This window comes from Enterobacter sp. MGH85, assembly GCF_001037655.1.
GTDB lineage: Bacteria > Pseudomonadota > Gammaproteobacteria > Enterobacterales > Enterobacteriaceae > Enterobacter > Enterobacter intestinihominis.
This window is the reverse complement of the sequence record NZ_KQ089925.1, coordinates 2,781,725-2,802,175: the sequence shown is the minus strand read 5'-3', so window position 1 is coordinate 2,802,175 and position 20,451 is coordinate 2,781,725. Positions and strand designations below refer to the sequence as shown.

The 20,451-nt window shown below is 52.5% G+C and carries 23 protein-coding genes and 1 pseudogene; 13 read left to right on the top strand and 11 right to left on the bottom strand.

Going from position 1 to position 20,451, the window contains the following annotated elements:
- Positions 1-22: 22 nt before the first annotated feature.
- Together araF and SK51_RS13190 are read right to left on the bottom strand one after the other, a co-directional pair.
- Entirely contained in the window at positions 23-1,012 is a 990-nt protein-coding gene (gene araF / locus SK51_RS13195) for an arabinose ABC transporter substrate-binding protein AraF (protein WP_023300466.1), read from the bottom strand.
- Between the two features lie 316 nt (positions 1,013-1,328).
- The gene (locus SK51_RS13190; protein WP_023306498.1) at positions 1,329-1,886 is read right to left on the bottom strand and encodes a DJ-1/PfpI family protein; all 558 of its coding nucleotides are present in this window, start codon (positions 1,884-1,886) and stop codon (positions 1,329-1,331) included.
- 504 nt (positions 1,887-2,390) lie between these two features.
- On the opposite strand from SK51_RS13190, the gene SK51_RS13185 reads away from it, so the two are divergent.
- Both SK51_RS13185 and SK51_RS13180 read left to right on the top strand, forming a co-directional pair.
- On the top strand, positions 2,391-2,894 hold the full coding sequence (locus tag SK51_RS13185; RefSeq protein WP_022648520.1) for a non-heme ferritin-like protein: 504 nt from the start codon (positions 2,391-2,393) through the stop codon (positions 2,892-2,894).
- A gap of 577 nt (positions 2,895-3,471) precedes the next feature.
- Entirely contained in the window at positions 3,472-4,815 is a 1,344-nt protein-coding gene (locus tag SK51_RS13180; RefSeq protein ID WP_023306499.1) for an anaerobic C4-dicarboxylate transporter, read from the top strand.
- An 80-nt stretch (positions 4,816-4,895) separates the two neighbouring features.
- Here SK51_RS13180 and SK51_RS13175 read toward each other — a convergent pair whose 3' ends face one another.
- Positions 4,896-5,147: a DUF2766 family protein gene (locus SK51_RS13175; protein WP_003859683.1), complete on the bottom strand. Its 252-nt coding sequence runs from the start codon at positions 5,145-5,147 to the stop codon at positions 4,896-4,898.
- Between the two features lie 106 nt (positions 5,148-5,253).
- The gene (gene azuC, locus SK51_RS25245; protein ID WP_003859682.1) at positions 5,254-5,337 is read right to left on the bottom strand and encodes a stress response protein AzuC; all 84 of its coding nucleotides are present in this window, start codon (positions 5,335-5,337) and stop codon (positions 5,254-5,256) included.
- Between the two features lie 214 nt (positions 5,338-5,551).
- Here azuC and SK51_RS13170 point away from each other — a divergent pair, with 214 nt between their 5' ends.
- On the top strand, positions 5,552-6,970 hold the full coding sequence (locus tag SK51_RS13170) for an MFS transporter (RefSeq protein ID WP_032676179.1): 1,419 nt from the start codon (positions 5,552-5,554) through the stop codon (positions 6,968-6,970).
- A gap of 42 nt (positions 6,971-7,012) precedes the next feature.
- Here SK51_RS13170 and SK51_RS13165 read toward each other — a convergent pair whose 3' ends face one another.
- Positions 7,013-7,651 carry an RpiB/LacA/LacB family sugar-phosphate isomerase gene (locus SK51_RS13165; RefSeq protein ID WP_003859680.1) on the bottom strand — a complete coding sequence of 213 codons (639 nt, stop codon included), beginning with the start codon at positions 7,649-7,651 and terminating at the stop codon, positions 7,013-7,015.
- A gap of 245 nt (positions 7,652-7,896) precedes the next feature.
- Here SK51_RS13165 and yecR point away from each other — a divergent pair, with 245 nt between their 5' ends.
- Both yecR and ftnA read left to right on the top strand, forming a co-directional pair.
- The gene (gene yecR, locus SK51_RS13160) at positions 7,897-8,235 is read left to right on the top strand and encodes a YecR family lipoprotein (RefSeq protein ID WP_023306501.1); all 339 of its coding nucleotides are present in this window, start codon (positions 7,897-7,899) and stop codon (positions 8,233-8,235) included.
- Between the two features lie 200 nt (positions 8,236-8,435).
- Entirely contained in the window at positions 8,436-8,933 is a 498-nt protein-coding gene (ftnA, locus tag SK51_RS13155) for a non-heme ferritin (RefSeq protein WP_023306502.1), read from the top strand.
- A gap of 36 nt (positions 8,934-8,969) precedes the next feature.
- Here ftnA and SK51_RS13150 read toward each other — a convergent pair whose 3' ends face one another.
- A complete protein-coding gene (locus tag SK51_RS13150; protein ID WP_032671296.1) occupies positions 8,970-9,209 on the bottom strand; it encodes a YecH family metal-binding protein in 240 nt (79 codons plus the stop codon).
- 188 nt (positions 9,210-9,397) lie between these two features.
- On the opposite strand from SK51_RS13150, the gene tyrP reads away from it, so the two are divergent.
- The gene (tyrP, locus tag SK51_RS13145) at positions 9,398-10,609 is read left to right on the top strand and encodes a tyrosine transporter TyrP (protein ID WP_032671625.1); all 1,212 of its coding nucleotides are present in this window, start codon (positions 9,398-9,400) and stop codon (positions 10,607-10,609) included.
- A 28-nt stretch (positions 10,610-10,637) separates the two neighbouring features.
- Here the strand turns inward: tyrP and SK51_RS13140 are convergent, their stop codons facing one another.
- Positions 10,638-11,306 (bottom strand): YecA/YgfB family protein, encoded by a 669-nt coding sequence (locus tag SK51_RS13140; protein ID WP_023306505.1) that lies wholly within the window; start codon positions 11,304-11,306, stop codon positions 10,638-10,640.
- A 411-nt stretch (positions 11,307-11,717) separates the two neighbouring features.
- Here SK51_RS13140 and SK51_RS13135 point away from each other — a divergent pair, with 411 nt between their 5' ends.
- From SK51_RS13135 to SK51_RS13110, 6 genes are all read left to right on the top strand, one after another.
- Positions 11,718-12,839, top strand: a complete 1,122-nt coding sequence (locus SK51_RS13135) for a branched-chain amino acid ABC transporter substrate-binding protein (protein WP_023300472.1) — start codon at positions 11,718-11,720, stop codon at positions 12,837-12,839.
- A gap of 68 nt (positions 12,840-12,907) precedes the next feature.
- Positions 12,908-13,822, top strand: a complete 915-nt coding sequence (locus SK51_RS13130; RefSeq protein ID WP_003859667.1) for an ABC transporter permease subunit — start codon at positions 12,908-12,910, stop codon at positions 13,820-13,822.
- An 11-nt stretch (positions 13,823-13,833) separates the two neighbouring features.
- Positions 13,834-15,108 carry a high-affinity branched-chain amino acid ABC transporter permease LivM gene (gene livM, locus SK51_RS13125; RefSeq protein ID WP_023306507.1) on the top strand — a complete coding sequence of 425 codons (1,275 nt, stop codon included), beginning with the start codon at positions 13,834-13,836 and terminating at the stop codon, positions 15,106-15,108.
- Positions 15,105-15,980, top strand: a complete 876-nt coding sequence (locus SK51_RS13120; protein ID WP_023306508.1) for an ATP-binding cassette domain-containing protein — start codon at positions 15,105-15,107, stop codon at positions 15,978-15,980. Before livM ends, SK51_RS13120 begins: the two co-directional genes overlap by 4 nt.
- Positions 15,977-16,693: an ABC transporter ATP-binding protein gene (locus SK51_RS13115; protein WP_032671299.1), complete on the top strand. Its 717-nt coding sequence runs from the start codon at positions 15,977-15,979 to the stop codon at positions 16,691-16,693. Before SK51_RS13120 ends, SK51_RS13115 begins: the two co-directional genes overlap by 4 nt.
- Positions 16,694-16,856: 163 nt before the next feature.
- Positions 16,857-17,327, top strand: coding sequence for a hypothetical protein (locus tag SK51_RS13110; RefSeq protein ID WP_023306510.1), 471 nt, complete (start codon positions 16,857-16,859; stop codon positions 17,325-17,327).
- A 5-nt stretch (positions 17,328-17,332) separates the two neighbouring features.
- Here SK51_RS13110 and SK51_RS13105 read toward each other — a convergent pair whose 3' ends face one another.
- From SK51_RS13105 to SK51_RS24235, 4 genes are read right to left on the bottom strand one after another with little or no spacing between them, the layout of a single operon-like run.
- Complete coding sequence (locus SK51_RS13105) at positions 17,333-18,259, bottom strand: LysR substrate-binding domain-containing protein (RefSeq protein ID WP_023306511.1); 927 nt, start codon at positions 18,257-18,259, stop codon at positions 17,333-17,335.
- 29 nt (positions 18,260-18,288) lie between these two features.
- Complete coding sequence (locus SK51_RS13100) at positions 18,289-18,612, bottom strand: hypothetical protein (RefSeq protein ID WP_023306512.1); 324 nt, start codon at positions 18,610-18,612, stop codon at positions 18,289-18,291.
- Between the two features lie 2 nt (positions 18,613-18,614).
- On the bottom strand, positions 18,615-18,866 hold the full coding sequence (locus SK51_RS13095) for a DUF4225 domain-containing protein (protein ID WP_230679792.1): 252 nt from the start codon (positions 18,864-18,866) through the stop codon (positions 18,615-18,617).
- On the bottom strand, positions 18,863-20,071 hold the full coding sequence (locus tag SK51_RS24235) for an IS4-like element ISVsa5 family transposase (protein ID WP_001339197.1): 1,209 nt from the start codon (positions 20,069-20,071) through the stop codon (positions 18,863-18,865). The genes SK51_RS13095 and SK51_RS24235 overlap by 4 nt, the downstream gene beginning before the upstream one ends.
- A 121-nt stretch (positions 20,072-20,192) precedes the next feature.
- Here SK51_RS24235 and SK51_RS25615 point away from each other — a divergent pair.
- Positions 20,193-20,324 (top strand): annotated as a pseudogene (locus SK51_RS25615) (integrase); the annotation flags it as partial.
- Positions 20,325-20,451 lie beyond the last annotated feature (127 nt).

The following is a 20,451-nucleotide window of genomic DNA, read 5'->3' as shown; positions in this document are numbered from 1 at the left end:
TGAGGGGCGCAATCACAGCGTATTACTTACCGCCCAGTCCTTTTTTCGCCAGCTCCTCTTTGAAATTATCGCGGGTGATCAGCACCACATCGGTTACTTCGGTGAATTTCGGCGGCTCAACCCCCTTGGTCACCCAGTTGTAAAGCATTTCGCTGGATTTATAGCCGTGGACATCCGGGCTTGGCAGCAGAGAGCCGTAGAAGCCGGTCGCCTGCGCTTTAGACAGTTCGCTCACGGCGTCCACGCCGTTGATGCCGATCCCGATAATGTCCGGTGCTTTAAAGCCCTGGCCTTCCGTTGCACGCACGCCGCCCAGCACGGTGTTATCGTTCATCCCCACCACCAGCCAGTGTTTCACCTCCGGATGCTGGACGAGCATGGAGTTCGCCGCATCAAAGGCGCCCGGGATATCATTGGATTTGGTCGGGACTTTGTAGATTTGTTTTTCCGGGAAGCCAGCCGCTTTTAGGGCGTCCATTGAGCCCGTGGTACGACGACGGGCGGTATCCAGCTCGTCAGCGGTAATCGCCATCACGGCGGTCTCTTTTACATCCCAGCCGCGTTTTTGCATCTCTTTATAGAGCTCCTGGCCCTGACGCTCGCCGATTTTGGTGGCCGCCATCATCACCAGCGGAACGGTATCCATCGGTTTGCCTTTGGCATTCACGAACTGATCGTCCACCGCAATCACTTTCATGTCATAACCGCGCGCTTTCGCGGCAATCGCTGAACCCAGCTTTGGATCCGGCGTACAGATAACGAAACCTTTCGCGCCGCTCGCCGCCAGGCTATCAATGGCGTTAAGCGTTTTCTCGCCGTCAGGTACGGCGATTTTAATTACCTCAAATCCCAAATCTTTTCCGGCTTTATCAGCAAATTTCCATTCGGTCTGGAACCACGGTTCTTCCGGCTGTTTAACCAGAAAACCGAGCTTTAAATTTTCAGCGATAGCGGATTGTGACATAACGGCAGCCAGGCCGATGGCCGCCAGCGCTTTAGTAAATTTGTGCATGGTAAACTCCAGCTTTAGCATTCTTATCTGTAGGGAATAATGGCGAACAACTTATTTAATCGGACTTAAAACAAGGCATTAGCGCTTACCTCGTTATAAGCGTTATTGCTGGAGATAGTTTTAGCGGGAAATTAATCATCCATAAGAGAGCGACATCACACCGCAGAATTACAGTAATTGCGTACATAAATTCAGCGAAAAATGACATAAAAAAGGACGTAATTGTCCTACAAATGGAAAGGAGTTAAGCAGGATTATCCATAAGGTCAGCTAAGTAATCCCTGTAACCCGGACGCCTTAGCGTCCGGCAGAAAATTTACCAGCGGTAATAGATGTGTTCAGCATGATCGCGCACGGGGGCATCGTCGCCCAACAGACGCGCAGAGAGCGTCAGCGCAAAGTCAAAAGCGTGCCCCAGCCCCTTGCCGCTGATGAGGTTGTTATCCTCCACGACCGGCGCATCCACATATACTCCATCATCAACGATCTGCCACAGATCGCCGGAACAGACGTAGCGCCGCCCCTTCAGTAGCCCGTTTGCGCCCAGCACCCGCGCAGCCGCAGAGCAGATCGGGCAGATGAGTTTGCCGTGCTCGTCATGCGCGGAAACAAAGCGGATCACCTCCTGGTTAGCCGCAAGATTGATACTCCCCTGCGGCCCACCGGGTAACACGACCGCGTCATACAGCGTATTAATACGTTCCGTTAATGTACTGTCAGCCACCATGGGGATATTGTGGTAACTCACTACCGCACGGGACTCCGCGCAGGCCAGCATTTCCACCTCGATCTGCAAGCGACGCAGGATATCCACTGTGATAATCGCTTCTGCTTCTTCAAAACCAGGTGCCAGCAGCACCGCAACTTTTGTCATCATAAACCTCTACGGGTGAAAAGATATAAAACATCGTTTCATTTTCCAGATTTGTTAGATAACAATCTTACGACGCGATCACAGAACCGTATATTATGTGAAAATTGATTTAGCTCAAATTTGCTACAGCAGGATATATTTGCAGTTATTATTTCTGATTTAACACTTTCACAGAATTTCCCGCCACAGAAGGTTTCCTGAAACGATAAAAATGGGAAGCACTGATTTTAATATCATTAAAATCATATAGATAAAAAATATTATATCTCGTCACCTGTTTTCTGTTCTGCGCTATATTTAAATTTGTAATGTATGGTAAACACAGCCCAACTAAGAGTTTTCTTAATTCCAAGAGAAGCGTATGCTTATTTAAATCGAACACAGGACGTGAATTTTCGAGTTTGTTTACCTTGCAGAAATCTTTTTCTGTTATTCAATCGTCAGTACCTGCCGGGTCAGGTTTCGTAGCGGACATCAAGTCCCACAGTCAATAAGGATATGAGTATGACTACCCAAACGATGATGCAAAAACTGAATGCCCAGATGAACCTGGAGTTTTATGCTTCAAATCTGCATCTGCATTTGAGCGCCTGGTGTTCCAGAAAAAGCCTCAACGGCACTGCCACCTTCTTTCGTACTCAGGCGCAAAGTAACGTCACGCACATGATGCGTGTCTTTAACTTTTTGAAAGCCATCGGCGCCAATCCCACAGTCAAAGAGCTTGAAACGATTGAAGATAATTACTCCTCTCTGGAGGAACTGTTCCAGAAAACGCTTGAAGAGTATGAGCAACGCTGTACAAAGCTGAACAAGCTGGCCGATGAAGCCAAAGCGCAACAGGACATCATTACCCTCAAGTTTTTACGTGATATGGACAGAGAGCAGCAGCAGGATGGCATGCTGCTGAAAACGCTCGCAGACGAAATCCGCAACGCGAAACGCGCGGGGATCTGTCTGGAGCAGACGGACCGCCATCTTCTCGACATAGCTACCGTGCAACACCACTAAGTTCCTTCATCCGCTCCCGTCAGGGCTGAGAGTTCCCCACAAAATAATGCCTGCACAGACGGCCCCCTCTCCCTTGAGGGAGAGGGCTGGGGTGAGGGGGAACATACGGCTCTGGTGGTCATTCCGTTCACTTTATGTTCCTTGCTACTCTGTCACGGCATAACCGGTGAACGTGCCAGGGTGGCTCAGTCGCCACCACCCTGGCGACCAGGGCTTCCGGCGGAAAATCGCCGCTTCGCGGTACCTTCGGCTTATTCCTTCCGGCTTATCGGGGACGGGCGGAGGTAACATCCCTGTAAAGCCCGCCCTCTCGGCGCATCCCTGCGCCTCGCCCCGGCCTACAGGAAACGCCTCAGCGATTTACAGCCGGACCGAGGCATCGCTGAAAGCCTTCAGTTATTCTGAAGGCAACGTTATCGCTTTTGCTTTCAAATTACTGGGGATCCCTCAGCCCGTCAGGGAGTGGGTGCCAACTCCCTGCTTTTGCTGACATTTAACAAATCAGATCTTGCTCCCAATGAATAACCCCACATCGTGTAATGATTTGTTTAATTACATTCATTAACGAGGGAGCATCATGATCACCATTGAGTTTATTGTCATTATCCTCTGCCTGCTGGTAGGTACCCGCTTCGGCGGGATGGGCCTGGGGCTGATAAGCGGCATCGGCCTGTTTATTTTGAGTTTTGTCTTTGGTCTGCAACCCGGTAAACCGCCGGTTGACGTGATGCTCACGATCCTCGCCGTCATCGGCTGCGCGGCAACACTACAGACCGCCGGTGGCCTGAACGTGATGATGCAATTCGCAGAGCGCCTGCTGCGAAAACATCCCCAGCACATCACCCTTCTCGCGCCGTTTACCACCTGGATGTTGACCTTTCTCTGCGGGACCGGCCACGTCGTCTACACTATGTTTCCCATTATCGCGGATATCGCCCTGAAAAAAGGCATTCGCCCGGAACGGCCGATGGCGGTGGCCTCGGTGGCCTCACAGATGGCGATCACCGCCTCCCCCGTTTCCGTGGCCGTCGTTTCGCTGGTCTCAATTCTGGGTGCGCAGAACGGTATCGGCCACGCGTGGGGGATCCTCGAAATCCTCGCCGTTTCCGTACCGGCCTCACTGTCTGGCGTCGCCATTGCGGCACTGTGGAGCCTGCGCCGGGGAAAAAACCTCGCAGACGATCCTGAATTTCAGGAAAAGCTGAAAGATCCGAAACAGCGGGAGTTTATCTATGGGGGAACGGAGACGTTGATGGATCAGCGTTTCCCTAAACAGGCCTACTTGTCAACGTGGATCTTCTTCGCCGGGATTGCCGTTGTGGTCCTGCTGGGTGCGTTGCCCGAGTTGCGTCCGGCGTTTGAGATCAAAGGCAAAATGACGGCCCTGTCGATGAACCTTGTTATTCAAATGATGATGCTTATTGCCGGGGCCATCATGCTGATGACCTGTAAGGTTAATGCGTCGGCCATTTCAAACGGAGCGGTATTTAAGGCGGGGATGGTCGCGATTTTCTCGGTGTTTGGCGTGGCATGGATGAGCGATACCTTTTTCCAGGCGCATCTCGACGAACTGAAAATGGCACTGGAGGGGGTAGTGAAGAGTCATCCCTGGACGTATGCCATCGTGTTGTTTCTGGTGTCGAAACTGGTCAACAGCCAGGCCGCGGCCTTGACCGCGGTCGCCCCGATGGGGTTGATGTTAGGCATCGATCCGAAAATGCTGGTGGCCTTCTTCCCGGCCTCCTACGGCTACTTTGTGCTGCCCACCTATCCGAGCGATCTGGCCTGTATTGGATTCGATCGCTCCGGCACCACCCGCATCGGTAAATTCATCATCAACCACAGCTTTATTCTGCCGGGTCTGATTGGCGTCAGCTGTGCCTGCGTGGTGAGCTATCTGCTGGTGCAGACGTTCTTTTGAGCCTTCTGTGGGCGACAGACTCTGTCGCCCTTCGACGTAAAATCAGAAAACGGTTTCTAATTTTAAAACATCGGTTTATTTTAATGTGACTCACCCTGCGGCGTGAAGCGCAGTTCAATCAGCGCGATCGCTTTCTGGATCGCGCGGAGCGTAACCGGGTCCGCCGCAGCAGGATGATTGGTGAAATCGATGTTTTTTAGCTGGGTCGACATCTTTTCGCGTACCTCAACCGGCGCGATAACGTCAATCACATCAAGGATTTGTTTGATAACCAGCTGGCAGGCGACGACGTCAGATACCAGTTCCTGATCGGCGCTCAGGTTTTGTGACATGGGGTTCTCCTTATTCAAAGGCAGCCATAGTAGCAAAACAGACGCCCTTCCATCTCCCTCTCGTCGTCCGCAGACATAAAAAAACCTGCCGAAGCAGGTTTTTTTATCAGAACATCGCACCCGGTGGGACGTCTTTAAACGTTGTGCAGTAGTTAGCCCACATGCTTTTCAGGATTTTGCGCAGTTTCATTATGTTGCTCCAGTAACGTGTTATGCAGGTGTTATTATCAATACGCTTATAATATGACCGCCATCACAAAAATCAACCATTTTGTGACCTGCATCACGGTTAACAAACCCTCAGTGCTGCCGGTTTGTTAAAAAAAGGCACGATAAATCCGCACGTTACAGACTTATAAATTCCAGTAAATTTTTATAAAATTTTTTGAGCGGGCAGGAAGAGAATGAGTGAAAACGTATCCGGGAAAGAGAGCCGTGGATTATCGCCTGCGGCACTGCTGGTGGCCGGTGCTTTCTTTATGGAGTTTCTGGACGGGACGGTGATCGCCACCGCATTGCCGGATATGGCAAAAAGCTTCGGCGTACAGGCCGTGGATCTGAATATCGGCATCAGCGCCTACCTGATCACCCTTGCCGTGCTGATCCCCGCCAGCGGCTGGATCGCCGACCGCTTCGGCGCGCGAAAAGTATTTGCCCTCGCGCTGGCGATCTTCACGCTGGCCTCGGTATTTTGCGGCCTGTCCACCACGCTCGAGGAGTTTGTCGCAATGCGCGTCTTCCAGGGCATGGGTGGCGCGCTGATGGTGCCTGTGGGTCGCCTGGCCGTGTTACGTACAACGCCAAAGCATCAGCTCATCACGGCAATCGCCACCCTGACGTGGCCTGCGCTGGTCGCGCCGATCATCGGCCCGCCGCTGGGCGGGTTCATTACAAGCTATGCCGACTGGCGCTGGATCTTCTTTATTAATGTGCCGCTGGGGATAATCGCCATTTTGCTGGCACTGCGAATCATTCCGGACCTGCATGAAGATACGCGCCGACCGTTTGACTTGCCGGGTTTTGTGGTCACCACCCTTGCCATGGTGAGCCTGGTTTATGCGATGGAGTTGATGGGCGCAGAGCCTCTGCGGACAGGATTAACCGCCACGCTGTTTATCGTCGGTGTCGCCGCGTTGAGCCTGGCGCTGCGCCACTTTAAGCGCGCAACCTGGCCGATGATCAGGCTCGATGCGATGCAAGTGCCGACGTTTCGCGTCACCCTGTACGGCGGATCGCTGTTTCGCGCCTCCATCAGCGCGGTTCCGTTCCTGTTACCGCTGATGTTCCAGGTCGGCTTTGGCATGGACGCGTTCCATTCTGGCCTGCTGGTGCTGGCCGTTTTCGTAGGCAATCTCACCATTAAACCGGCGACGACGCCCCTGATCCGCAGCCTGGGGTTTAAGCGGCTGTTGCTGATTAACGGTTCACTGAATGTCCTGGCGCTGCTGGCCTGCGCCTTTCTTACGCCGCAGACTCCTGTGTGGCTCGTCATGCTGATCCTCTATCTGGGTGGCGTTTTTCGTTCGATCCAGTTTACAGCCATCAGTACGCTGGCCTTTGCGGATGTACCCTCTGCGCAGATGAGCTATGCCAATACGCTGTTTTCAACCGCAACGCAGCTTGCCGTGGGACTTGGGATCACGCTCGGGGCAATTGGTATTCGTATCGGGGAAAAAGTCAGTGAGACGATGGGGATTGCCGGCATGCCGGGAATGAGCTTCCGGCTGGCATTTGTGGCGATCGCGCTGATCTGCCTGGTGGGAATGGTTGACACGCTGCGTCTGACCAAAAATGCAGGCAGCGCGGTATCATCGAAAAAGTAAGGCTCTGTGCCGGGCGGGCAACGCACCGCCCGGCAAAGGAAATCAGCCAACAATACCGCGCACGAAGGCTTCGATCTCTTTGTCCTGGCAGTTCTCGAAGAAGCACTGCTGGAAGCGCTGGCCTGAGACGGCGGTTTTAACCAGCTCAGGATCGATTGCACGCAGGGTATCCAGATAGTTTTCTTTTACCACCGCCGCTTTCACCTGGTTCAGAATACCGGCGTTACGCACCTGCGGCTCCTTACGCTCTGGTGGATAGCCTTCGCCATTGCGTCCGGTAAACGCTTTCTCAAAGATAAAGCGTACGTTCAGTTCTGCCCCCCAGCCGAACCCCTTCGCAAACGGCAGAGAAAGCGCGTTACCGTTGTTGATTTGCGCGAACAGGAAAGCATCCGCAGGATCGATGCAGTAACCGCAAATCACACCCGGATGGATGTTCAGGGACATCAACGCGCCCTGCCCGGTACCGCAGCCGGTGACAACAAAATCAACGGCTTTAGCGTTAAGCAGAATGCTCGCCATGATGCCCAGGTGAATATAAGTGAGATGATGATCGTTCTCATCACTCATACCGACGTTATAGACCGGGAAACCTTTCTCATCAGCAACGGCTTTCAGCTCATTAAGGATGATGGGATTCTTAGCGGCCTGGCTGTTTTCCATCATCAGTGCAATTTTCATCTTGTCTCTCCTGAATGCATGGCGGGCGATCCCGCTGTGGATACCTTTTCAACTTAACCTTACTATCAAACAAACGCACTTTCAAATTAAGTGAAAACTTGTTTTAAAAAACAAAGATGCGCTCACAATTTCGCGCGGTGGCCCGGCTCGTTGTAGAGTGAAAGGGCAGATCCTCCGGCTATTCCGGCCATTGCGTCCCGTCGCGTTGGTTACAATGGCGTATTTCCCGTCACGCAGAGTGAAACATGAAACGTGTAATCATAGCCGGAACGATCCTGTTGCTCGCCGGGTGCAGCATCAACCGTCAGGCAGAAGTCAGTAGTACGGATGCCCCAAACGGAATTGTGCGCCTCGACTATGGCCAGACCATGCTGCAAAACGCCTGGTCTGATGACTATGTTAATAACGGTACGGCAACAAAGGCCTGCCAACACATGGGCTACGCCTCCGCGTCAGCCTACGGGCAGCCGATTAAAACCTGCACCCTGATCAGCGGTTCATTCTGTCTGAACGAAAGTGTGACCATTCAGTATAAATGTCAGGGATATGCCGTTACCTCTTCCAGCCAGAATCCGTGGTATTAACCGCGACTGCCAGTCACGCTGGCAGTTTATTTAATAAGAACAAAAATAATTCTCATTAATAAATATAAATGGCGGCAATGCGTTTTATTCCCATTCGTATTTTTAATAAATAAATATTTATTTTACTTTTTGCAAATAATTAAATAACAAATTATAGTGTCGCTCATCGTGAACCAGAATTAATAAACCGGAGCTGCACCATGTTAAAAACTGAAATGATCGACAAGCTCAATGCGCAAATGAATCTTGAGCTATTTTCTTCCCTGCTTTATCAGCAGATGAGCGCCTGGTGCAGCTATCACAGCTTTGAAGGGGCTGCCGCCTTCCTGCGTCGTCATGCCCAGGAAGAGATGACGCACATGCAGCGTCTGTTTGATTACCTGACGGACACCGGCAGCCTGCCGCGCATTGATAACGTGGTATCGCCTTTCGCCGAGTACGGCTCTCTTGATGAACTGTTCCGTGCCACCTATGAGCACGAACAGCTGATCACCCAGAAAATAAATGAACTGGCTCATGCCGCCATGACCAATCAGGATTATCCAACCTTTAATTTCCTTCAGTGGTATGTGGCTGAACAGCACGAAGAAGAGAAGCTGTTTAAATCCGTGCTGGATAAATTATCTCTGGCAGGTAAATCCGGGGAAGGTCTGTACTTCATTGATAAAGAGCTGTCGACGCTCGACACGCAGAATTAATAGAAAAGCGGTGCTGAGTTTTCAGCACCGCTTTATTCAATGACGGCAAATTTTACTTTCGTGCGTGGAAAATCCGTCTGCTGCCGGAATGAATTTTCCGCGCGCCGCCATAAACGCCACCAGCTCCGCGGCTGTCATTTCCGAAGCTGAACAGGTATGGAAACGCGCCGCTTCGCCAAAGCGGGCATGTATCGCCTCAACCAGACTCTCCTTCGTATAACGCTCACCTGACTCAATCATCATATTCAGCACGTCGTGTCCGTGAATTGACATCATTACCTCTCGCAAATAAAAAGCAGACTAAATGCTCCCTCCACGGCACGCTTTGCGCTGGCGCAGGTTCCCCCTTTCTTTTTGTAAATTAATCATTACACCCTATGTAACGGTGATTTGACGAGATGGTGCTTTTCCCTTACTCTGCGCCGCAGAATGAGTCGCGGTGTGGAAGCGTTGTAGAGGAAAGCGTGAAGAACAGAACTCTGGGAAGTGTTTTTATCGTCGCCGGAACGACAATTGGCGCAGGAATGTTGGCCATGCCGTTGGCTGCCGCCGGCGTCGGGTTTGGGGTTACCGTAGTGCTGCTGGGCGGTCTTTGGGCCCTGATGTGTTACACCGCGCTATTATTGCTGGAGGTTTATCAACATGTCCCTGCCGATACCGGCTTAGGCTCCCTGGCTGCACGCTATCTTGGACGCTACGGGCAGTGGATCACCGGTTTCAGCATGATGTTCCTGATGTACGCGCTGACCGCCGCCTACATCAGCGGCGCCGGGGAGCTAATTGCGTCAAGTATCAATGACGGCTTCGGTGCGTCGCTTTCACCGGAAACAGGCGCCATTGTCTTTACGCTGATCGGTGGCGGCGTGGTTTGTGCGGGCACGTCGCTGGTCGATCTGTTTAACCGTTTTTTGTTCAGCGCCAAAATTCTCTTCCTTGTTGTGATGCTGGTGCTGCTGGCACCGCATGTGCACAAGGTTAACCTGCTCTCCCTCCCGCTGGAGAAAGGTCTGGCGCTTTCGGCCATCCCGGTGATTTTCACCTCTTTCGGTTTTCATGGCAGCGTGCCGAGCATCGTGAGCTATATGAACGGGGATATTCGCAAGCTGCGCCGCGTCTTTGTGATCGGCAGCGCCATTCCGTTGATTGCTTACCTGTTCTGGCAGCTGGTGACGCTGGGCAGTATTGATTCCACCACCTTTATCGGCCTGATGGCAGAGCATTCTGGTCTGAATGGATTCCTGGTTGCCCTGCGTAACGTGGTGGCCTCTTCACACGTGGAGCTGGCGGTACATCTGTTTGCAGACCTGGCGCTGGCAACCTCCTTCCTCGGCGTGGCGCTTGGCCTGTTTGACTATATGGCGGATCTGTTCCAGCGTCGCAATACCGTTGCCGGACGCTTACAGACGGGGGCGATGACCTTCCTGCCGCCGCTGGCCTTCGCGCTCTTTTATCCGCGCGGGTTTGTGATGGCGCTGGGGTATGCTGGCGTGGCGTTATCGGTACTGGCCCTGCTGCTGCCTTCCCTGCTGGCGTGGAAGAGCCGCCAGCAACATCCGCAGCAAGGATACCGCGTGGCGGGTGGTAAGCCGCTGCTGTGCGTGGTGTTTGGTTGTGGGGTGGTAATTATTCTGGTGCAGGTGCTGATTGCAGCGGGAATGCTGCCGGAAGTGGGATAAAAAAAGGGGCTATGAATAGCCCCTTTTTTCAGTGCAGACAGCAACTCTTAAACTTCTTCCCGCTCCCGCACGGACACGGATCGTTACGTCCCACCTTCGACCCGTTCACGATCGGCTTTTTCGCTTCCGGCTGCTGCGGATTAGCCACCCAGTAGTTGTACAAACGCAGCGCCGCAGGCTGAATGCTCTCGATGCTGGCCATATACTCCTCTTCGGTCAGCGCTTCCAGCTTCTCGCTGTTCTCTTCCGTTCCGTGCAGGGCAATCACCGCCAGATCCGCTTCCAGCGCTTCCGGCAGGGATGACCAGTCCGTCAGCGCCACGCCGCGCATGTAGCCATAGCACCACTCTTCCACTACGGTATAGCTCTGACCGTCAACGTCGTTATAGCCAAACAGCGGTTCAAACTGATCCGGGTATTCGCTCAGGCGCTCGGCAATATCGTTCATGTGCTTAAAGCAGAGATCGATAAAACGGTTCATCTCACGATCGTTTTTCCAGCGCGGAATATACTTCTCGCCACCCCATACCGCCACCAGCCAGGTGTCGGGCTCCACCACAACGGGACCGGAAAGTACTGCGGTAAGCATGCCGTCCAGTTCGGACACGTCAATCACGGATGCATCGTCGTGTCCGTAAGAGATTAATGTCTCTTCCAGCCACGCCATCTCGCTTTCATTTAATGGGCCTTCAGCCATTGCTGATACTCCTGATAAAAAAAACGATCCTGACATATATCGCCGCGCATGCCTATCTGAAGTTTAGGTCTTTATTGCTGCAAAAACGTGCAAATCGTGACCGTTGCACAACTTATGGGCTTTGTTGTTAAGGAGATGTGATCTCCGCTGTAAATTCATCTCATCCCGCAAAGGCGCATAAAACGGCGCTCTATACTCAACGTGTTGTGACCCGGTCAAGGGATTAACCATTCTGGCAACCTTTTTGCTTAATGTTCTGCGCGCTTCGCGGTGCGTGGGATCCTCGCCGTATTAAGCACAAGATTGCTTCTAAAGTGCATTTTGTTCTCGCTCTTGTTTTTGGATTTACGATGCCATCAGGCGTTCGGGTTTCTACCTGGTGCAAAAACCTCTTTGCTAAGGAACATAATAATGTCGCTGAAATTTACCAAAACTCCCCTCTCCCTGTTGCTGGCCGGTTGTCTGGTGACGGCCTTTTCTGCACAGGCCGATATCGTGATCGGCGTGGCCGGGCCGTTCACAGGCCCGAACGCAACCTATGGCGATCAATACTGGCATGGCGCTACGCAGGCGGCGGAAGACATTAACGCCGCTGGCGGGATCAACGGTGAGAAAATCAAACTGGTTCAGGGCGATGACGCCTGCGAACCCAAACAGGCCGTTGCCGTCGCCAACCGCTTAGTCGATCAGGATAAAGTGAAAGCGGTCGTCGGCCACTTCTGCTCCTCGTCGACCATGCCCGCCTCCGAGGTCTATAGCGATGCCGGGATCCTCTCCATCACCCCCGGCTCAACGAACCCGCTTATTACCGAGCGGGGCATGAGCGATATGTTCCGCATGTGCGGACGTGACGACCAGCAGGGCCAGGTCGCCAGCGATTTTATTCTTGATAAGCTTAAAGCCAAACGGGTCGTCATCATCCACGATAAAGACACCTACGGTCAGGGGCTGGCGGACGCCACTAAAGCGGCGCTGGCGAAACGCGGCGTTAAGGAAGTGATGTACGAAGGGTTGTCCCGCGGGGAGAAAGACTTTAACGCGCTGGTGACCAAAATTGGCGCACAAAAACCAGACGTGGTGTTCTTCGGTGGCTGTCACCCGGAAGCGGGCCCGCTGGTTCGCCAGATGCGTGAACAGGGCGTGCAGGCGAAGTTCTTCTCGGGAGACTGTATCGTCAATGAAGAGATGGTCACCGCCGCCGGTGGGGCGCAGTACACCAACGGTATTTACATGACCTTCGGTAAAGACCCGCGCCTGATCCCGGACGGAAAAGCCGTCATCGAGAAATTCCGCGCCGGTAAATTTGAACCAGAAGGATACACCCTCTACGCCTATGCGTCTGTGCAGGCTATCGCAGCGGCATTCAAGGCCACGAAAGGGACGGATTCCGCAAAAGCCAGCGAGTGGCTGAAGGCCAACCCTGTCGACACGGTGATGGGTAAAAAAGCCTGGGACAGCAAAGGTGACCTCAAAGTGTCTGACTACGTGGTCTACCAGTGGGACGACAAAGGCAAATATAAAGAAGTGCCATAACGGGACGGAATCTGCTCAACGCCGGCAGGTCTGACTGTCGGCGTAACCCTTTATTCAGGTGCGCGACCATGAGTACATTCTTCCTGCAACAATTAATTAATGGCTTAACGCTGGGTTCGGTCTATGGTCTTATCGCCATCGGCTACACCATGGTGTACGGCATCATCGGTATGATCAATTTCGCCCACGGCGAAGTGTATATGATCTCCGCCTATCTCTCGGCCATTGGCCTGGCCCTGCTGGCGTTTTTTGGACTCCACTCCTTTCCGCTGCTGATCCTGGGAACCCTGGTTTTCACCATCGTGGTCACCGGCGTTTATGGCTGGACGATTGAGCGCATCGCCTATAAGCCGCTACGCAATTCGACGCGTCTGGCGCCGCTGATTTCGGCCATCGGGATGTCGTTGATACTGCAAAACTACGTCCAGCTCAGCCAGGGCCCACGGCAGCAGGGCGTACCGACCATGCTGGATGGCGTGCTGCGTTTTCACCTCGGCGAAGGGTTTGTCCAGATAACCTATACCAAAGTCTTTATTCTCATCGCCTCGTTCGCGGGCATGCTGGTGCTGACCTGGATTATCAACCGTACCCGCTTAGGGCGCATGTGCCGTGCGGTGCAGCAGGATCGTAAGATGGCCTCCATTTTGGGTATCAACACCGACAGAATTATTTCGCTGGTGTTTGTTATCGGCGCAGCCATGGCCGGGCTGGCGGGCGTGCTGATCACCATGAATTACGGCACCTTTGATTTTTACGTCGGGTTCGTTATCGGCATCAAGGCCTTTACGGCGGCGGTGCTGGGCGGCATCGGCTCTCTGCCCGGTGCGATGCTTGGCGGGCTGATTCTGGGCGTCGCAGAAGCGCAATTCTCCGGGATGGTGAACTCGGATTATAAAGACGTGTTCTCGTTTGGATTGCTGGTATTAATCCTGATCTTCCGTCCTCAGGGGCTGCTGGGCCGCCCTGTCGTGGCTAAAGTGTAAGGAACAACGCGATGACCTCTGACGGCTTTTCCCTGAAGCGCTGCATTCTGGACGCGATTTTTTCCGGAATGATCGCCCTGATTATTTTCGGCCCGATTGCGGGCGTGATACTGGATGGTTACAGCTTTAACTTTGACGGCCAGCGGCTGGCGTGGATTGTAGGCACGGTGATGCTGGGACGCTTTTTGCTGAGCGCCTTTTCAGCTACGGCGGCCGGAAGACGTTTACAGGCGCGGTTTGAATCCGACAATGCGGGGGTGTATGTCCGGCCACCGGCGTATAAAAGCCGCATGCGCTGGATCATTCCGCTGATTGTCACGCTGGCGATCTGCTTCCCGTTTGTGGCCACAAAATACGTTCTGACGGTCGCTATACTCGGACTGATCTACGTCCTGCTCGGTCTTGGGCTGAACATTGTCGTTGGCCTGGCAGGGCTGCTGGATCTGGGTTATGTCGCCTTCTATGCCATCGGCGCTTACGGGCTGGCGCTCGGGTATCAGTATCTGGGGCTTGGGTTCTGGAGCATGCTGCCGCTGGCGGCGCTAATGGCTGCGGGCGCGGGCGCCCTGCTCGGCTTTCCGGTGCTGCGCATGCACGGGGATTATCTCGCCATCGTCACGCTCGGGTTTGGCGAGATCATCCGTCTGGTGCTGAACAACTGGCTTACCTTCACCGGCGGGCCTAACGGCGTTTCAGCCCCTGCTCCGACCTTTTTTGGCCTGGAGTTTGGCCGACGCGCCAAAGAAGGTGGCATCCCTTTCCACGAGTTCTTCGGCCTGACCTATAACTCCAACATGAAGTTTATTTTCATCTATGCAGTACTGTTCCTGGTAGTCATGCTGGTGCTGTACATTAAACACCGGCTGACCCGAATGCCCATTGGACGCGCGTGGGAAGCGCTCCGTGAGGATGAGATTGCCTGCCGTTCCATGGGGCTGAATCACGTTCTGGTCAAACTCTCGGCCTTCACCCTGGGCGCATCGACGGCAGGTATCGCCGGGGTGTTTTTTGCCACCTGGCAGGGGTTTGTTAACCCCACCTCTTTCACCTTTTTTGAATCGGCCCTCATCCTCGCGATTGTGGTCCTGGGCGGGATGGGCTCCACCGTCGGCGTCGTACTGGCCGCCTTTGTGCTGACCGTCACGCCGGAACTGCTGCGCAGCTTTGCGGAATACCGCGTGCTACTGTTTGGCATGCTGATGGTGGTGATGATGATCTGGCGTCCTCGCGGTCTGATCCGCATCAACCGCAGCGGATTTGCCGTGCGTAAAGGAGTGGCGCCATGAACGCAACGATTTTGCGTGTAGAACATCTGATGATGCACTTCGGCGGGATCAAGGCCTTAAACGACGTCAATCTTGAGGTGCAGCGCGGCTCTATTACTGCACTCATTGGGCCTAACGGCGCGGGAAAAACAACCGTCTTTAACTGCCTGACCGGTTTCTACCGGGCCTCCGGCGGCAACATTCTGTTCAATGCACGAAATAAAACTACCAATGTCATTCAGGTGCTCGGCCAGAAACTCCAGCCGGGCGACTGGCTCAGCCCGGCGCAGCTTGGTCAACGCCTGTTCTATAAGATGTTTGGCGGCACGCATCTGGTGAACCGCGCGGGTCTTGCGCGCACGTTTCAGAACATCCGCCTGTTCCGCGAGATGTCCGTTGTGGAAAACCTGCTGGTGGCACAGCACATGCGCGTCAATCGCAATCTGCTGGCGGGGGTGCTGAACACCCCTGCGTATCGTCGGGCAGAGAACGAGGCGCTGGACCGGGCGTTTTACTGGCTGGAGGTGGTGGATCTGGTAGATTGCGCGAACCGTCTGGCCGGGGAAATGTCCTATGGCCAGCAACGACGCCTCGAAATCGCCCGCGCCATGTGCACCGGCCCGGAGATGATTTGTCTCGATGAACCTGCTGCCGGTCTGAACCCGGTGGAGACGCACAAGCTGAGCGAGATCATCCGGTTCCTGCGCGACCACCACGACATCACGGTTTTGCTGATCGAGCATGATATGGGGATGGTGATGGGCATTTCAGATGACATCATTGTGCTCGATCACGGCGATGTGATTGCCAGAGGTAAACCGGCTGAGATCCAGCACAATGAAAAAGTGATTGCCGCGTATCTGGGCACCGACGAAAGCGAGGTAAATCTGTGAGCGCACCGATGCTTCAATTTCATAATGTGGACGTTTTTTACGGGGTGATCCAGGCGTTGAAGCAGGTTTCACTTGAGGTAAACAAAGGGGAAACCGTGGCCCTGATTGGCGCTAACGGCGCGGGGAAGTCAACATTACTGATGTCTGTCTTTGGTCAGCCCCGGATCCGCAACGGGCAGATCCTCTTCTGCGGCGAGGATATCAGCCACAAATCCACCCACTATGTTGCCACCGGCGGCATCGCGCAGGCACCTGAGGGACGACGCATTTTCCCGGATATGTCTGTAGAAGAGAACCTGCTGATGGGGACAATCCCCGTCGGCAATCAGCATGCAGCTGAAGATATGCAAAGTATGTTCGACCTCTTCCCTCGCCTCAAGGAGCGGCGTAACCAGCGGGCGATGACGCTTTCCGGCGGTGAACAGCAGATGCTGGCTATTGCCCGGGCGCTGATGAGCCGTCCTAAACTTCTGCTGCTGGATGAACCCAGCCTCGGCCTCGCACCCATCGTGGTTAAACAGATCTTCCATACGCTGCGCGAACTGGCCCGTAACGGAATGACGATTTTTCTGGTCGAGCAGAATGCCCACCACGCGCTGAAATTGTCCGACCGCGGCTATGTGATGGTTAACGGCCAGATTCGGTTAAGCGGCAGCGGCGAGGCGTTGCTGAAGGATCCGGAGGTGAGGAAGGCGTACCTGGGCGGCGTGTGAAGCCTGGAGGCTATAGTGAGAAAAACTCACAGTGATTGCCATTATTAATCGTTTTTCTGATGCGACCGCATTCAAATATCATCTTTACGACCCGCCTTTGCGCGGGTCGATAAAACGTTCAGCCGCAAACTGAATAATAATGATAAGAGGATCCGGGGCAAATATGACACTTGATGCGTTATATCAGTTAATGAAAACTGTATTACCACCTGACACCGATTCAGCCGATGATTTACAGGATTTTATGGCCATGCTTATGGCGACGAAACATCACTCAGAGGCTCTGTCACCGTTTTCGCAGCGCGTATACATGCTGTCCGTTGCCCATCGCGACCCTAAGCAAGCGGCTGCGCTGATTTCAGCCTGTCATCCTGAAGCAGGAAAGCCCCTTCCGCTGCTCGACTTCTCCGGCTGGCCGCACGTGCGCTACGCCACGTCGGGTGAATTACAGACGCCCGAGACTGAAGAATATTTTCACAGGATTTCGTCTGCCGCCACGATATTACGCGGTGCAATTATTGACGCTGAGCAGCAGAAAAACACGCCAGCATTTTATATTCTGGATAAGGTACTCAGCCTGAACAGCGCTTTGCCAGAACGCTATAAAAAGATGGCAAACATCTCTTACTCATAACGGTATTAATAAACCCGGCTTTCATCGTTTTCAAGGTAATCGATATCCAGAGCCGGAACGACCGGGGTATGGTTTTGCAGCCAGCCCAGAAGGTGCTGGATGCTCTCTCTTTTGAGCGAATTTTTTGGCCAGACGAGGTAGTAACCATCTCCCGTCGCGATAGCTTCCCTGAACGGCAGGCCCAGCAGGCCGCTTTTCAGGGCATCAAGCGTGAGATGCAGGTCGGCGATAGCGATGCCGTGCCCGTTCATCGCGGCGATACTTCCCTGTTCAAGGGTATCAAACACCATGCCGCTGCTCATATCGAGCCCCGGAAACAATCCTGTTCTTCGCAGCCAGCGCCGCCAGTCACGTCTGTCCGGTGAAGGATGGATCAAATCGCATTGCGAAAGCTGCTGCCGGGCCGGTTCGATAAGCGATGGGGTGCAAACCGGGATAAGCCATTCATGAAAAAGCAGCTGGCTTTCCGTTGTCTCACCAAAACGGCCATTACCGAGAAGGATGGCGCAGTCGTATGGCTCAAGATTGAAATCAACGGTGTCAATGTCCATCCAGACGCTGGCAATCTCCACCTGCGGTTTTGGATGGTTGTTGCGAAAAGATCGCAGCACGTCGAGAAGCCATCTCATGGTCAGGGTGCTGGGTGTTTTTAACCGCAGCAGATGGTTTTCACTGCGAAATGCCCGGCAGGCCCATTCAATGCTCGTGAAGCTTTCGTTCAGCTGTCCGGCAAGCACTCGCCCGGCTTCAGTGACCTCCACGCGAGGACCTTGCCTTTTGAAAAGCTCGCAGTCGAACCACAGTTCAAGGGTACGGACATGTCTGCTGACCGCGCCCGGCGTAATATTGAGCGTTTCAGCGGCTTTACTGAAGGAGTTCAACCGCGCAGCAACTTCAAACGCACGCAGTGCATACAATGGCGGTAAAGACATAGCGTCCCTTAAATGAAAATTTCATTATGCTAAAACTTGTTCCGGGGCAATGCCAGCAAGTAAATTATGGAGAAAAACAATGAGCCCCAATATACCGAGTCATAGCGATAGGGGTCAAAATCTATATGCAAAAAGCTGCTGACAAACTCGTAGCCATTGGCAAAGATGTTTATCTGAACGGCTGCAATAGCGATTACAAACACCCTATACGCGATAAATAGCGGGTATTTATGCAGCCTGTTAACTTTTAGTTTGCCGAGATAAAGCAAGAGAAAAATTGCAATAGATACAATGAAATAGGCCACGGCAGGCCAAACAGGTGGATGAAGCGAAAATTCTAACTCTTGAGACATAATCAATTCTCTTTTGCTATCTGGTACATCTGCCACCCCGTAATACTCCCACTGGTCAAATCCAGCGCCATTGCGGTTTTAAAAGCCTCTTGCCAACCTCTGATATAATCGTGGAATAAACTCCAAGACCTCTCTCTGGGACCCAAAACTTTTCTGCCCGCACCATATGCCGATAAAGAGAGATCAACGACGCCATAGACTAAGTCAGCCTCGTTATTACCATAACCTAACTTCGTACTGAGAGATCCCCTCATAATTTCCCCAAAGCGTAACCATGTGTGAATAAATTTTGAGCTAGTAGGGTTGCAGCCACGAGTAAGTCTTCCCTTGTTATTGTGTAGCCAGAATGCCGCAAAACTTCCATGCCTAAGCGAACTGTTGAGAGTACGTTTCGATTTCTGACTGTGTTAGCCTGGAAGTGCTTGTCCCAACCTTGTTTCTGAGCATGAACGCCCGCAAGCCAACATGTTAGTTGAAGCATCAGGGCGATTAGCAGCATGATATCAAAACGCTCTGAGCTGCTCGTTCGGCTATGGCGTAGGCCTAGTCCGTAGGCAGGACTTTTCAAGTCTCGGAAGGTTTCTTCAATCTGCATTCGCTTCGAATAGATATTAACAAGTTGTTTGGGTGTTCGAATTTCAACAGGTAAGTTAGTTGCTAGAACCCATGGCTCCTTTGCCGACGCTGAGTAGATTTTAGGTGACGGGTGGTGACAATGAGTCCGTGTCGAGCGCTGATTTTTTCGGCCTTTAGAGCGAGATTTATACAATAGAATTTGGCATGAGATTGGATTGCTTTTAGTCAGCCTCTTATAGCCTAAAGTCTTTGAGTGACTAGATGACATATCATGTAAGTTGCTGATAGGTTTCCAGTTTTCCGCTCCTAGGTCTGCATATTGTACTTTTCCTCTTACTCGACTTAACCAGTACCAACCCAGCTTCTCAACGGATTTATACCATGGCACTTTAAAGCCAGCATCACTGACAATGAGCGGTGTGGTGTTACTCGGTAGAATGCTCGCAAGGTCGGCTAGAAATTGGTCATGAGCTTTCTTTGAACATTGCTCTGAAAGCGGGAACGCTTTCTCATAAAGAGTAACAGAACGACCGTGTAGTGCGACTGAAGCTCGCAATACCATAAGTCGTTTTTGCTCACGAATATCAGACCAGTCAACAAGTACAATGGGCATCGTATTGCCCGAACAGATAAAGCTAGCATGCCAACGGTATACAGCGAGTCGCTCTTTGTGGAGGTGACGATTACCTAACAATCGGTCGATTCGTTTGATGTTATGTTTTGTTCTCGCTTTGGTTGGCAGGTTACGGCCAAGTTCGGTAAGAGTGAGAGTTTTACAGTCAAGTAATGCGTGGCAAGCCAACGTTAAGCTGTTGAGTCGTTTTAAGTGTAATTCGGGGCAGAATTGGTAAAGAGAGTCGTGTAAAATATCGAGTTCGCACATCTTGTTGTCTGATTATTGATTTTTCGCGAAACCATTTGATCATATGACAAGATGTGTATCCACCTTAACTTAATGATTTTTACCAAAATCATTAGGGGATTCATCAGAACTTCGTAGCAGCAAATCTAAAGGGAGATCGGATCTGGAAGGAACGCTTAACGAAAAACAGGGAATCGCTGGTCATAAAAACGCGTCACAGACAGCACGTTATGATAGAAAAATTCCTATAGTTCCGGTAGTCGGAGGGCAGTAATGCCCTCTTTTTGTGGTGAAGCTGAATGGCGAAAGAATGGCGAATGGCGAAAATTAGGCAATAAAAAACCACCTTTCGGTGGTTTATACGACACTGCTTATCATTGATTTTATTCTACTTTTCCCAT

Coding starts and splice junctions, on each gene's coding strand:
- araF (WP_023300466.1), bottom strand. CDS start 1,012: ATGCACAAATTTACTAAAGCGCTGGCGGCCATCGGCCTGGCTGCCGTT.
- SK51_RS13190 (WP_023306498.1), bottom strand. CDS start 1,886: ATGACAAAAGTTGCGGTGCTGCTGGCACCTGGTTTTGAAGAAGCAGAA.
- SK51_RS13185 (WP_022648520.1), top strand. CDS start 2,391: ATGACTACCCAAACGATGATGCAAAAACTGAATGCCCAGATGAACCTG.
- SK51_RS13180 (WP_023306499.1), top strand. CDS start 3,472: ATGATCACCATTGAGTTTATTGTCATTATCCTCTGCCTGCTGGTAGGT.
- SK51_RS13175 (WP_003859683.1), bottom strand. CDS start 5,147: ATGTCACAAAACCTGAGCGCCGATCAGGAACTGGTATCTGACGTCGTC.
- azuC (WP_003859682.1), bottom strand. CDS start 5,337: ATGAAACTGCGCAAAATCCTGAAAAGCATGTGGGCTAACTACTGCACA.
- SK51_RS13170 (WP_032676179.1), top strand. CDS start 5,552: ATGAGTGAAAACGTATCCGGGAAAGAGAGCCGTGGATTATCGCCTGCG.
- SK51_RS13165 (WP_003859680.1), bottom strand. CDS start 7,651: ATGAAAATTGCACTGATGATGGAAAACAGCCAGGCCGCTAAGAATCCC.
- yecR (WP_023306501.1), top strand. CDS start 7,897: ATGAAACGTGTAATCATAGCCGGAACGATCCTGTTGCTCGCCGGGTGC.
- ftnA (WP_023306502.1), top strand. CDS start 8,436: ATGTTAAAAACTGAAATGATCGACAAGCTCAATGCGCAAATGAATCTT.
- SK51_RS13150 (WP_032671296.1), bottom strand. CDS start 9,209: ATGATGTCAATTCACGGACACGACGTGCTGAATATGATGATTGAGTCA.
- SK51_RS13140 (WP_023306505.1), bottom strand. CDS start 11,306: ATGGCTGAAGGCCCATTAAATGAAAGCGAGATGGCGTGGCTGGAAGAG.
- SK51_RS13135 (WP_023300472.1), top strand. CDS start 11,718: ATGTCGCTGAAATTTACCAAAACTCCCCTCTCCCTGTTGCTGGCCGGT.
- SK51_RS13130 (WP_003859667.1), top strand. CDS start 12,908: ATGAGTACATTCTTCCTGCAACAATTAATTAATGGCTTAACGCTGGGT.
- livM (WP_023306507.1), top strand. CDS start 13,834: ATGACCTCTGACGGCTTTTCCCTGAAGCGCTGCATTCTGGACGCGATT.
- SK51_RS13120 (WP_023306508.1), top strand. CDS start 15,105: ATGAACGCAACGATTTTGCGTGTAGAACATCTGATGATGCACTTCGGC.
- SK51_RS13110 (WP_023306510.1), top strand. CDS start 16,857: ATGACACTTGATGCGTTATATCAGTTAATGAAAACTGTATTACCACCT.
- SK51_RS13105 (WP_023306511.1), bottom strand. CDS start 18,259: ATGTCTTTACCGCCATTGTATGCACTGCGTGCGTTTGAAGTTGCTGCG.
- SK51_RS13100 (WP_023306512.1), bottom strand. CDS start 18,612: ATGTCTCAAGAGTTAGAATTTTCGCTTCATCCACCTGTTTGGCCTGCC.
- SK51_RS13095 (WP_230679792.1), bottom strand. CDS start 18,866: ATGAGGGGATCTCTCAGTACGAAGTTAGGTTATGGTAATAACGAGGCT.
- SK51_RS24235 (WP_001339197.1), bottom strand. CDS start 20,071: ATGTGCGAACTCGATATTTTACACGACTCTCTTTACCAATTCTGCCCC.